This is a genomic window from Flavobacterium ovatum, assembly GCF_040703125.1.
In the GTDB taxonomy this organism is placed as follows: Bacteria; Bacteroidota; Bacteroidia; order Flavobacteriales; family Flavobacteriaceae; genus Flavobacterium; species Flavobacterium ovatum.
Genome location: NZ_CP160035.1, coordinates 792,027 through 804,577, shown reverse-complemented (window position 1 = coordinate 804,577; position 12,551 = coordinate 792,027). Strand labels below are relative to the sequence as shown.

12 protein-coding genes are annotated in these 12,551 nt (G+C 32.7%); 6 read left to right on the top strand and 6 right to left on the bottom strand.

Features of this window, described 5'->3' with window-relative positions; genetic code table 11:
• Window positions 1-28: 28 nt before the first annotated feature.
• Both ABZP37_RS03545 and ABZP37_RS03540 read right to left on the bottom strand, forming a co-directional pair.
• Window positions 29-412, bottom strand: a complete 384-nt coding sequence (locus tag ABZP37_RS03545) for a DoxX family protein (protein ID WP_366185672.1) — start codon at window positions 410-412, stop codon at window positions 29-31.
• 5 nt (window positions 413-417) lie between these two features.
• A complete protein-coding gene (locus tag ABZP37_RS03540; protein ID WP_366185670.1) occupies window positions 418-1,566 on the bottom strand; it encodes a DNA polymerase III subunit delta' in 1,149 nt (382 codons plus the stop codon).
• A gap of 272 nt (window positions 1,567-1,838) precedes the next feature.
• Between ABZP37_RS03540 and ABZP37_RS03535 the strand changes: the two genes are divergently transcribed.
• From ABZP37_RS03535 to ABZP37_RS03525, 3 genes are all read left to right on the top strand, one after another.
• Window positions 1,839-3,026: a phosphoglycerate kinase gene (locus ABZP37_RS03535; RefSeq protein ID WP_366185669.1), complete on the top strand. Its 1,188-nt coding sequence runs from the start codon at window positions 1,839-1,841 to the stop codon at window positions 3,024-3,026.
• A 107-nt stretch (window positions 3,027-3,133) separates the two neighbouring features.
• Window positions 3,134-5,155, top strand: coding sequence for a LysM peptidoglycan-binding domain-containing protein (locus ABZP37_RS03530; protein WP_366185668.1), 2,022 nt, complete (start codon window positions 3,134-3,136; stop codon window positions 5,153-5,155).
• 47 nt (window positions 5,156-5,202) lie between these two features.
• Window positions 5,203-6,180 (top strand): DUF4837 family protein, encoded by a 978-nt coding sequence (locus ABZP37_RS03525; RefSeq protein ID WP_366185666.1) that lies wholly within the window; start codon window positions 5,203-5,205, stop codon window positions 6,178-6,180.
• A gap of 6 nt (window positions 6,181-6,186) precedes the next feature.
• Here ABZP37_RS03525 and ABZP37_RS03520 read toward each other — a convergent pair whose 3' ends face one another.
• The 4 genes from ABZP37_RS03520 to rnpA are packed head-to-tail and all read right to left on the bottom strand — an operon-like array spanning window position 6,187 to window position 9,881.
• Window positions 6,187-6,993: an OmpA family protein gene (locus ABZP37_RS03520; protein WP_366185664.1), complete on the bottom strand. Its 807-nt coding sequence runs from the start codon at window positions 6,991-6,993 to the stop codon at window positions 6,187-6,189.
• Window positions 6,993-8,627 carry a S41 family peptidase gene (locus ABZP37_RS03515; protein WP_366185663.1) on the bottom strand — a complete coding sequence of 545 codons (1,635 nt, stop codon included), beginning with the start codon at window positions 8,625-8,627 and terminating at the stop codon, window positions 6,993-6,995. The genes ABZP37_RS03520 and ABZP37_RS03515 overlap by 1 nt, the downstream gene beginning before the upstream one ends.
• A 2-nt stretch (window positions 8,628-8,629) precedes the next feature.
• Window positions 8,630-9,448 carry a DUF4349 domain-containing protein gene (locus ABZP37_RS03510; protein ID WP_366185662.1) on the bottom strand — a complete coding sequence of 273 codons (819 nt, stop codon included), beginning with the start codon at window positions 9,446-9,448 and terminating at the stop codon, window positions 8,630-8,632.
• Between the two features lie 52 nt (window positions 9,449-9,500).
• Window positions 9,501-9,881, bottom strand: a complete 381-nt coding sequence (rnpA, locus tag ABZP37_RS03505; RefSeq protein WP_366185661.1) for a ribonuclease P protein component — start codon at window positions 9,879-9,881, stop codon at window positions 9,501-9,503.
• Between the two features lie 125 nt (window positions 9,882-10,006).
• Here rnpA and ABZP37_RS03500 point away from each other — a divergent pair, with 125 nt between their 5' ends.
• The 3 genes from ABZP37_RS03500 (at window position 10,007) to ABZP37_RS03490 (ending at window position 12,483) form a co-directional block, all read left to right on the top strand.
• Window positions 10,007-10,741 carry a lysophospholipid acyltransferase family protein gene (locus ABZP37_RS03500; RefSeq protein WP_366185659.1) on the top strand — a complete coding sequence of 245 codons (735 nt, stop codon included), beginning with the start codon at window positions 10,007-10,009 and terminating at the stop codon, window positions 10,739-10,741.
• 11 nt (window positions 10,742-10,752) lie between these two features.
• Entirely contained in the window at window positions 10,753-11,739 is a 987-nt protein-coding gene (locus ABZP37_RS03495) for an acyl-ACP desaturase (RefSeq protein WP_366185658.1), read from the top strand.
• Window positions 11,740-11,820: 81 nt separating this feature from the next.
• Window positions 11,821-12,483, top strand: coding sequence for an HD domain-containing protein (locus ABZP37_RS03490; RefSeq protein ID WP_366185656.1), 663 nt, complete (start codon window positions 11,821-11,823; stop codon window positions 12,481-12,483).
• The last annotated feature ends 68 nt before the right edge of the window (window positions 12,484-12,551 follow it).

Sequence of the window (12,551 nt, the reverse complement as noted above, 5' to 3'; positions counted from 1 at the left end):
CAATTGAACTTTGCCATTGATTATTTTTCTAGTTCAACCAATATACCGCCATCACTGCTGGTATAAAATAAATTACAATGGTTCTTGCACCATCATAATCTTTGGCTAGTCGTTGACCAAAAAGCATCATTAATAAGGTAATTGAAGAAAATACGGCACCGTAAAAACCAAAAAGTCTTCCATCGCTAATGATTAATTCGATTCCGCCTACAAAACAAAGGATGGTCGATATCAATTCCATTATTACTAAATTGATTAAGGCTGGTTTGACCAAGTTTTTTAATCTTGTTTTTAAGAAATGCTCTTTGAGAAAGGTAAGATTGTCTTCCCAGTAAAAAAGCTTTTCATAACTAGATTGCAAAAAGGTCATACTCAAAAAAACGAGAATTAGTAGTGAGGCGGGATTGTTCATGTTGGTTATTTTTTATGAATAAGGCGGGTTAGTTTTATAGATAAATCGGTCAATATTATTTTTGCGTTTCCATTACGTTCTATGTGGTACATGGCTTCGCCAATTTCGCTGTAAATTTCGTGAATGTTGTTTCCGTTGACAAAAGGAGCAAATTTCTCCAATTTGAACTTAGGAACTTTGGGTTCAAAATAGACCAAACTCGGTGTTTCGTAATTGAGTAAAAGTGCTTGTCGAAACATTTCGATACAAAAATCCAAGAATTTCTTTTGGCTTTCTCTTCCTAATGCCGCTATTTTTTCGCTCCAAGTAATCAAATCATGAATGGCCGAAGCGTCTTTTTTGGCTTGAAAAGCAGCTCGTACCCAAGTAACAAACCATTCTTCAAAGGGATGTTCTTCGCTGTCATCATGCAATAAATGCAAGGCTTTGTTATAATTTCCTTGCGCTTGATGGGCTAGTTTCAAGGCTAATTTTTCGTCTATTTGTTCTTTGGCAACTAAGGCATCTGCAATTACAGATTGGCTCAATCCATTAAAATGCAAAATTTGACAACGCGAACGAATGGTTTGAATAATGTCTTCTTCGTTTTCGCTAATCAATATAAAGACTGTTTTCTCTGGTGGCTCTTCGAGTAACTTTAATAATTTATTGGAAGCTGCAGTATTGAGCTTGTCTGCCATCCAGACAATCATAATTTTATAACCGCCTTCGTAGGACTTTAAAGCCAAGGATTTTAATATTTCCTGAGCATCATCAACCCGAATTTCTCCTTGTTTGTTTTTTACGCCAAGAATAGCGTACCAATCAAACAGTCCACCATAAGGCTGTTGCAAGACAAATTCTCTCCAATCAGTAATGAAATCAATACTTTTTGGCTTGGCTTTTACTTCATCTGTTGTTACTGTAGGATATACAAAATGCAAATCAGGATGGGCTATTTTGTCAAACTTCAGGTTGCAAGCGGCATTTTCTCCCGTGTTTTCTCCGTTTTGATTTTGACACAAAATATATTGCGCATAAGCAATTGCCATGGTTAAGGTACCACAGCCTTCGGGTCCTATAAAAAGCTGCGCATGTGGAATGCGTCCTGAACTAGCACTCTGGGTGAGGTGGTTCTTGATGTGATCTTGTCCTAAAATATTTGAAAATAGCATAAAGCAAAGATAACAGAAAATGGTGTAGTCAAAAACTTTGGGAAACAAAGTTTATACAGGTTTATAGGGATACTTTTTGACTCAAAATAATAAACATTTTCAAGTTTTTTTGTAGAATTCATAAAACGTAATCTAGAATCCTAAATTTTTTATACGACTTACATCGTTTTCGTTATAGAAAAGGTCAATTTTTTAGAATAATGAAATATTATACTAATCTAAAAGTTCTATATTTGTTGCACTTTGAAAATAATAAACTTAAAACAAATCTAATGAAGACTTTAAACGACTTTGATTTTAAAAATAAAAAAGCAATAATTCGTGTTGATTTTAACGTGCCTTTGGACGAAAATTTCAACATTACTGATACTACTCGTATCGTATCTGCAAAACCAACTATTGATGCTATCTTGGCACAAGGTGGAAGCGTAATCTTAATGTCACACCTAGGAAGACCAAAAGGTGTTGAAGCGAAATATTCATTAAAACACATTTTAAAATCAACTTCTGAAATTCTTGGAGTTCCTGTGAAATTTGCAGCTAACTGTATTGGTGAAGAAGCTAAAACAGCTGCTGACGCTTTACAAGCTGGAGAAGTTTTATTATTAGAAAATTTACGTTACCATGCTGAAGAAGAAGCTGGGGATGTTGCTTTCGCTAAAGAATTGGCTTCATTGGGAGATATTTATGTAAACGACGCTTTTGGAACGGCTCACAGAGCACATGCTTCGACTACGATTATCGCTCAATTTTTTCCAACAGCTAAATGTTTTGGAATGTTGTTAGCTAAAGAAATTGAAAGCATCAATAAAGTATTAAACGATAGCGTAAAACCAGTTTTAGCTATACTAGGAGGATCTAAAGTTTCTTCAAAAATTACAGTTATTGAAAATATTCTTGACAAAGTAGATCATATGATTTTAGGTGGAGGTATGACCTTTACTTTTGTGAAAGCTTTAGGAGGTAAAGTAGGTAATTCTATTTGTGAAGATGACAAACTAGAGTTGGCTTTAGAGATTTTACGTTTAGCTAAAGAAAAAGGAGTTCAAATTCATATTCCAGTTGATGTAGTTGCTGCAGATGATTTCTCAAATACAGCAAACACTCAAATCGTTGATGTAAGAGAAATTCCTGATGGATGGGAAGGTCTTGATGCAGGTCCAAAATCATTGGCAGCATTTGAAAAAGTAATCATGGAATCTAAAACAATTCTTTGGAATGGTCCATTAGGAGTTTTTGAAATGGAATCATTTGCAAAAGGAACAATCGCTTTGGGTGATTATATTGCAGCTTCAACAGCAAATGGCGCATTCTCACTTGTAGGAGGTGGTGATTCAGTTGCAGCAGTGAAACAATTCGGTTTTGAAGACAAAATGAGTTATGTTTCAACAGGTGGTGGAGCGATGCTAGAGATGCTTGAAGGTAGAGTGTTACCTGGTATTGCAGCGATTTTAGACTAAAAATAATATATTTAACAATATTTTTAGTTTTTTTTAGTTATTAGGTAGTATGTTTGTATTTGCTAAATTCTTAACGAGTTATTAATAAGCATATTAACTAAGGAAAAATGACTAAAAAATATATCACAATATCACTTTCTTTATTACTATCAATTCCTTTGTTTTCGCAAGATATTGCTGAGAACAAGGGAATTGTTGGTTTAGAGAGGAAGGTGACCTACCTAGACTCCATAAAAAAATCTTTTGTAAAAGATGATTTAGCCGCTTGTGTTGATAATCTTTGGATGAAAGAATTGACAGATTTGGACCTATACAATGAGATGACTAATGATATTGCATCGATTGATTCTAGTATAAAAGTAGATTATGAATTGCCTACAGATTTGTTGAAATCTAGACTCGAGGCCATGAATGCTAAATCTCCTTTTAGAATTCAATACAATGAAAATCTGGAAAACGTAATCAAGTCTTTCTTGAAATACCGTAGAAAATCTTACGAACGTTTGATGGCTGTTTCAGAGTATTATTTCCCTTTATTTGAAGAGACTTTTGCGAAAAATAATGTTCCTTTAGAAATTAAATATTTAGCGATTGTTGAATCAGCTTTAAATCCAAAAGCGGTTTCCAAAGTGGGAGCTACTGGATTATGGCAGTTCATGTACCAAACTGGTAAACAATATGACTTAAAAATTGATTCTTATGTAGATGAACGTAGTGACCCTTATAAAGCGACGCAAGCAGCGGCGCAATATATGAGTAATATGTATGCTATTTTTGGTGATTGGGAATTGGTTTTGGCTTCGTATAATTCAGGCCCAGGGAATGTTACAAAAGCAATTCGTCGTTCAGGAGGAAAACAAAATTTCTGGGACATCCGTAATTATTTACCTAAAGAAACACAAGGGTATGTTCCTGCTTTTTTAGCTACGATGTATATTTATGAGTATCATAAAGAGCACGGTATTAAACCTAACAGAGCCATTTTGCAACATTTTGCAACTGATACAGTTATGATTAGAAAGGAAATGACGTTCAAGCAATTATCGGATTTATTAGACGTGCCTATCGCGCAACTGGAATTGTTGAATCCATCCTATAAATTGAATACGATTCCTGTTTACAATGATGCTAATCATTTTTTAAAATTACCTAAAGATAAAATTGCAATTTTTACTTCTAATGAAGACAAAATTTATGCTTACTTGCAACATGAATTAGATTATAAAAATGGTGATTTTCAAAATTCAAGAGCAATTGCATTCAAGTCAGTTTTAGATTCAGATACTTTAAAATTGACTGCTAATAATACACAATACTACAAAGTAAAACAAGGAGATAACCTGAATGCTATTGCTAGTAAATATGATGTAAGTGTAGAAGCTATTATGAAATGGAACAACCTTAATAATAGTAACATTGCTTACGGTGAGAACTTAAAAATTGGTGTTGCAGATTCAATAGTTAAATCAAATGCCCGTAAAGCGATTGCTTCTACTGCAGCAGTTCAAAAAAGTGTCGTAGTTGAGAAAATTGATAAAGATGAAATAACTGTCAACGCTGATGATATTTCAAATGATGAAATGCGTTTTCATATTGTACAAAAAGGTGAAAATTTAAACTCAATCGCTAGAAGCCATAATGTGACGGTTGCTGATTTAACGTCTTGGAATGATTTATCTGGTTCGTCCATTCAATTGGGAACAAAATTAAAAATTAATACCACTACGGCCTCTGAGGAAGTTGCTGTTGTTACTCCAGTAGCTTTGAAAAACATTCAATATGTAGTTCAAAAAGGAGATAACCTTGGGACTATTGCCAAGAAATTTGGAACTTCTTTAAACGAATTGAAACAATGGAATAAATTGAATTCTAATTCAGTTGCTTTAGGAAAAGCATTGATTGTAGCCAAAAATGAGCCTGCTATCAATACCTCTCTTGCGAGTGTGAATTCTTTCAAAAAGACCGATAGCTTCGCAAAAAAATCTGCTACTGATTATTATGTTCAAGCAGGTGATACTTTATATAGTATCGCTAAAAAGTCTGGAGTTACTATCGCAGATTTGAAAAAATGGAACGATATTAGCAATGAAGGAATTAAACCTGGAATGAAATTGAAATTAAACGGATAAATACAATAATCTTATATAAATTTGGGTTTTATTATAATTATACAATTATGAATAAGGCCCATTTTTTATTTCTACTACTTTCATTGTCATTGTTCTCTTGTAAAGACAAAGAGGATGTTGTTACCAAAAAAGCAACTGGAAAGATTAATACTATTTCTATTGTTATAGATGATCAATTGTGGAATAGTGAAGTAGGAGATAGTATTCGAAATAAATTCGCTTCACCCGTAATAGGGCTACCTCAAGAAGAACCTCTATTTAATATCAATCAATATCCTACTAAATTGTTAGAAGGTTTTATGACGGATAGCCGCAATATTGTTGTGGTTAAAAAAGAGGAGGTAAATAAATTTGAAATCATAACCGATCAATATGCTTCACCTCAAAATGTGTTTCATATTACAGGAAGAACGGCAACAGATATTTTATCTATTTTAGAGAAACAAAGCGCTACAATTATTGCTACAATCAGACAAACTGAAATTGAAGAATCTCAAAAGATAATTAAAAAATCAGTTTTGGACCCTAAGATAATTGATAACAAATTTCATGTTAATTTAGACGTTCCAACAGATTATCAATACACATTACACGAATCTAATTTTTTGTGGTTGAAAAAAGAAATTGTAAGTGGCAGCAGTAGTTTGTTAATTTACCAAGTTCCTATTTATCATATTATTAATAAGAATAATTTAGTATCTAATATTATTAGTATGCGTGATTCTATTGGTAAATTGTATATTCATGGAAAAGAAATTGATACGGATATGATTACTGAGGAAGCTTATTCTCCTTATTTTTTCAAAATTAAATTGGATGGGAAATTGGCTTATGAAATGAAAGGAACCTGGGAATTGAAAAATGATTTTATGTCAGGGCCTTTTATCAATTATGTGATTATTGATGATGAATATAGTAGAGCTTTAGTCTTAGAAGGTTTTTGTTATTCTCCTTCGAAAGAAAAACGGGATTTAATGCACGAATTAGAAGCGATTATTAAATCAGTTTCAATTGTAAAAAGATAAGACTCTTTATGTTTTGGTAATTAAGAATTCAACACGTCGATCCATTTCTTCGCCTTGACCTAGCGGGAATTGATTTCCACATCCTTTATATGACATCCTAAGGCTATTGATGTTTTTTGATAATAGATATCTAAAAACCGCTTTAGCTCTGTTTACTGACAGTTTACGTTCACTGGTGGCTTTGTCTACAGCATCATCAAAATGGTTTGGAGTACAACAAACATGCCCTCGGATTTCGAATTCTAAGCTTTTGTTTTTGTTTAAAAGGGCAACGATTTTGTCTAATTCTTTTAAAGAACCTAATGTTAAATCGCTACTACCTAAAGGAAATAGTATATTTTCAAAATAGATGCGGTCACCCACATTATGACTGTCTTGTAAGGAATTATAAATACCATTTCCAAAACTGTTTTTAGGAACCAGAAGCATATCCACCCTTCTATTTTGAGACCTAATTCTTGATAAATCTTCAACAGTATCCTGTTTAACTAAAACTCGACCTCGGCCTTCAATGATGAGTATTTTGTTTTTATTAAATCCATTTGTTGTTAATAGATCCCTTACAGTTGTAACTCGATTTTCGGATAAGCTGTAGTTGTAATCATTGTTTCCTCTATCATCACAATATCCATAAATTTGGATAGATTCAATTTTTGAAGTATCATTTTTTTTAATAAAATCAAGTACTGTCTGTATTTGGTCGTTTTCTAAAGTGTATTTGTCGAAATCAAAAAAGACGGTTTCAATCTTTTTTTCTTGGGCATAAAGGATTCCATAAATCAAAAAAGCGACTATTTGAAGTAACTTATGCATTACATTTTTAATATTTTTTGATAATCAGCAGTATTGTTCAAAATATTGACAGAACGCTTTACTTCTAAATTGTTTTTTAAATAATATTGATACAAGCCTTCTTGGTATAAATAACGTTTAATAATTTCGTCCAAAATCAAGTTCTTAATCTCAGTCTTATTTTTGTCTAATTGCTCTTCCTCACTTTTTTGTAATGTAGAAAGTAGTTGTTGGTATTCTTTTAGAATAGCCATATCTATTTTTTCTTTTTTGGCAACAACTAAAGTGTTTTTAAGTGCTAACTCTGTTTCGGTGTCAAACGATATCTTTTGAGCTTTAATATAGTTTTTAAAATCTTCAAAATGAGCATCGGTAAAAACAGGTATCTCACTACTTAAAGTGGGGTTTTTATAGTAGTAAACGGTAGCGTAATTAAATATGACATCATTTTTTAATAAGGCATCCGCAATGGTACTGGTTTTGGTTTCTTCAATTTCAACATCAGGTAAAATTCCACCTCCATCATAAACGGTTCTTCCTTTACGCGTTTTAAACGCATTATAATTTTTTTCATCTGTTCTAGTTGCCAGTCCTTTTAGGTCTTTATGGGCATAATCTAATGCCTGAATACATCTTCCTGAAGGAGTGTAATATCTTGAAATGGTTACTTTTAATTGGGTGTTGTATGTTAAATCAATAGGTTTTTGTACCAATCCTTTTCCAAAGCTACGATTACCTATAATTACTGCTCTATCTAAATCTTGCAAAGCGCCTGAAACAATTTCAGATGCCGAAGCACTTTTACTATTCACAATAATGACTAATGGGATTTGAGTGTCCACAGGTTCAAAAGCTGTTTTGTAGGTGCTATTATATTTTTCGATTCTAGACTTAGTAGTTACAATAATTTCATTTTTAGGAACAAACAAATTGCAAATATTTACTGCTTCGTTTAATAGTCCTCCGGGGTTTCCTCTTAAATCTAATACAATTCGTTCAGCGCCTTGTTTTTTTAATTCTAATAATGCTTCTTTAGTTTCATTAGAGGCTTTTTTATTAAAATGTGCCAGAACGATATAACCTGTTTTATCATCTATTTTAGCAAAAAATGGAACCGATTTGATTTCCACTTCATCTAGGATAATTTGAGTAGTCTTCTTTTTTCCTTGTCGAATATATTGAACATCAATTTTAGTGTTTTTTGTTCCTCTAAAAAGTTGAGAAGCATCATCTTTAAAATCTGCAAGAGTAACGTCTCCTATTTGTATAATTTCATCACCAGGTTTTATTCCTGCTTTATCCGCAGGAAAGTTTTTATACACCTCTTTAATGATTATCATACCTTCTTTTCTTTTTATCAAGGCACCTATTCCAGTGTATTCTCCGGTATTATTGATTTTAAATTTTAAAACATCTTGCTCATTAAAATAAACAGTATACGGATCTAAATTAGCTAACATGGATTTGATCGCTTTATCCATTAAGTCACCAGGGTTCATCTCATCAACATAATTGGTGTTTAACTCTTTGAAAAGCGTTGTGAAAATTTCAATTTGCTTAGCAATTTCAAAAAAATTATCTTTAAAACTTACTCCTACATATAAAAATGCGGAAGCTATTATGGGAATAATTACTTTTTTTTTCAATGGATTCATTGTTATATTTTTTTATTCTGATATCGTTTTCTAACGAAATATATTCCAGTACCAAGGATTAATATAAAAGGCCAAATTTCTAAGAGTGTAATGAAAAAACTCGAAATGCTGTTGAACCCAGATTTTATTGCGTTCCAGATTTTAGAACCATATGACATAGTTGCACCACTTGCTTCGGCCATTGGTTTATAAAATTCTATTGTAATAGTGCTATAGGAAACTCGGCTTTGCATGTATCTCAACTGACCTTCTTTGGCTTCAATCTCTTCACGAATAGCAGATAATTGCCCTTCGATTTCAAGCATTTCCGAAACTTTGTTGGCTTTTTTTAATAATTCAATGTAACGTGATTCCAATACTTTTTTGGCTTTAAGCCGAGCATCTATATCTATATATTCTTCAGTTACATCTTGCGATGAAATTTCTTTGTTGTCAAAATAGGAAACGCCTTTTGAAATGTCATTTAGAAAAACATCAAATTTATTACTTGGAACTCTAACGATTAATCTTCTATAAACTTCATAGTCGTTTTTGCCTTCGTTATCGTTTAGAATAGTGGCTGTATGTTTTTTTACAGCAGTTTGAATTTGATTATAAGTTGATTCTAAGTCATTAGATTCTAAGCGAAGATTTCCTTGTTTGATGATTTTTTGATCTTCTTTATTTGGCGAATCTTTCTTGTCTGCATAAGAATTTGAAGATGATTTAGGAGCAAGTGGTACGGCACTTATAGCCATGTCCGAAAATTCAGCCACAGCCTCTGATTTTTTGCAGCTCGATAAAGTGAAAAATAATAACAAAACAAGAATTAGAGATTTCATATTTTCATTTAAATAGTGAGACTGCTACATGTTAAAAATACAAAAACTATACTTATTCTTGCTTTTTTATTTGATGTAAAAATTTCTCGATTAACTGAATGGTTTTAGTGTTGATTTCTTCATATGATAAACGGTCTTTCGTTTGATAAAACAACATGATAGAGTAGGGTTGGTCAAGGTTGTCTAGCAACAAATGTTTATTGAGACGGTAAGTTTCACGAAGTACTCTTTTGAAATAATTGCGGTCAACGGCTTTTTTAAAATTTCTTTTAGAAACAGAAACCCCTATTTGAGTTCTGCTGTCTTCTCCAACAGCTCCAGCATAATAAACCATGCGCAAGGGAAATTTGGAAACGGATTTACCTTCTGAAAAAAGCAATCCTATTTTAATTTTGCTTTTGAGTTTCTCTTCTTTGGGGTAATTAAAGTTCATATTTCTATTGAAAAAAGCTGCGATTTTAGTTTACAAAGGTACAATTAAAGCTCAAATCTATTATTATTTAGTAATTAATTACAGTAAAATATTATTTACTACTTTTGCAGACTAAAATTTTCAGAATGCAAAAAATAGTATCCTATCCTATATCGGTAATTTATTACTTGTTGTTCGGTCTTATATTGGTGATTTTTCATCCCATACAATGGATTTGCTTGCGATTTTTTGGTTATCTAGCTCACAAAAAAAGTGTAGACTACTTAAATTTTTTATTGTTAAAATGTACGAATTTAGTCGGTACAACTTATACAATCAAAAATGTAGAGACAATTCCAGAAGGAGTTCCATTGATTTTTGTGGCTAATCATCAAAGTATGTACGATATTATCGCTATGATTTGGTTTTTGAGGCGTTTTCATTGTAAATTTGTAAGTAAGAAAGAATTAGGTTCGGGGATACCAAGTGTTTCTTTTAATTTGAGACATGGTGGATCTGTTTTAATCGATAGAAAAGATCCTAAGCAAGCGATACCAATTATCAAAGGTCTATCCGAATATATAGAACAAAATAATCAGTCAGCGGTTATTTTTCCTGAAGGAACAAGAAGTAAAACAGGAAAACCCAAAGAATTTGCTCAAAGTGGTTTGAAAATATTGTGTAAATATGCTCCGTCGGCTTATATTGTTCCAATATCGATAAATAACTCATGGAAAATGGTGCGTTTTGGATTTTTTCCCGTAGGTTTAGGTAATCATCTTAGCTTTGAGTTTCATAAACCATTAAAAGTTAGTGATTATAAATTTGAGGATTTAATGAAGCATACAGAAAGTACAATAGTAAAAGGAATACAATTTTAAAACAGTATACGATGTCAATAAAAAATGTCAGATTAGAAGTAATGCAGTTTTTAGAAAAGAGAGTTGACAGTTTTGTCGACCAATATCTAATTCCTGTAGAAGAAATATGGCAGCCATCTGATTTTTTACCAAATTCTGAAAGTGATAATTTTCTAGAAGAGGTAAAAGAATTACGTGAAATCTCTAAAGATTTACCGTATGATTTTTGGGTAGCTATGGTAGGAGATATGATTACAGAGGAAGCTTTGCCAACTTATGAAAACTGGTTGATGGAAGTAGAGGGTGTAGATAACCTAGAGCGCAATAGCTGGGCCAAATGGGTGCGCCAATGGACCGGAGAAGAAAACCGTCACGGTGATTTGTTGAATAAATATATTTATTTGTCAGGTCGTGTGAACATGCGTGAAGTGGAAATGACTTCGCAGCACTTAATCAACGATGGATTTGATATTGGAACAGGAAGAGACCCTTATAAAAATTTTGTTTACACTAGTTTTCAAGAATTGGCAACTTACGTTTCGCACAATAGAGTATCCCAATTAGCAAAAGGTTATGGCGATAAAAAACTGGCTAAAATGTGTAAGATGATTGCCGGTGACGAAATGCGTCACCACCATGCTTACAGCCATTTTGTTAGCGAAATATTCAAAGTGGATCCAAGTGAAATGATGCTTGCTTTTGAATATATGATGAAGGCCAAAATTGTAATGCCTGCGCATTTCTTGAGAGAATCTGGACAGCAGATAGGTTCTGCATTCGAACAGTTTTCAGATTCTGCACAACGTATTGGCGTTTATACAGCCAATGATTATGTAGATATCATGCAAAAATTGGTTGAGAAATGGGAAATTGATAAGATTGTAGGATTAACACCTGAGGCTGAAAAAGCTCGTGATTACTTAATGAAACTACCAGCAAGAATGGCCAAAGTTTCTGAAAGAATTAAAATTCCTGCAGAGTCACATATCTTCAAATGGGTTGAACCAGCAAGATTGTAACTTTTTATAAGAATAATATAATGCTGATTTTGGAGTTTTTGAAACTTTTAAATCAGCATTTTTTTTGAAACACAAATTAAAATGAACTTAGATTTAATAAATAATACCATTACTTTCGTAAAAAGGAAACTGGTGAATGCTGAGGGTGGACATGACTGGTTTCACATTGAAAGAGTGTATAAAAACGCGCTTTTGATTGCCCAAGAAGAAGATTGTGATTTGACGGTAGTAAAACTAGGCGCCTTACTACACGATATTGCTGATAGTAAATTTCATCCTGATTCTTCTGGTGGAGATGAAACAATTGGCCCTAAAACGGCTCGCCTTTTTTTAGAAAATCAAAATGTAGAAGAAAGTACGATTCAACAGGTTATCAATATTATTGAAAACATTTCGTTTAAAGGAGGGAATTTCGAAAACTGCTTTAATTCCACAGAATTAGAGGTGGTGCAAGATGCAGACCGTTTAGACGCCATAGGAGCCATCGGAATTGCGAGGGCATTCAATTATGGGGGATTTAAAAATAGAGCGATGTTTGACCCTAATATCGATCCCAATATGAATATGACCAAAGAGGAGTACAAAAAAAGTACGGCTCCAACGATCAATCATTTTTATGAAAAATTATTATTGCTAAAAGATACTATGAACACCGAGTCTGGTAAAAAAATCGCTTTTCAAAGACACCAATACATGCAAGGATTTTTATCGCAGTTTTATGCAGAATGGGAAGGGGAAAAATAATGATTTATGAATGAAGATTAACGATAAACGATTTTAGATTTTTGGTTGCATCAAAACGATTATCGTAA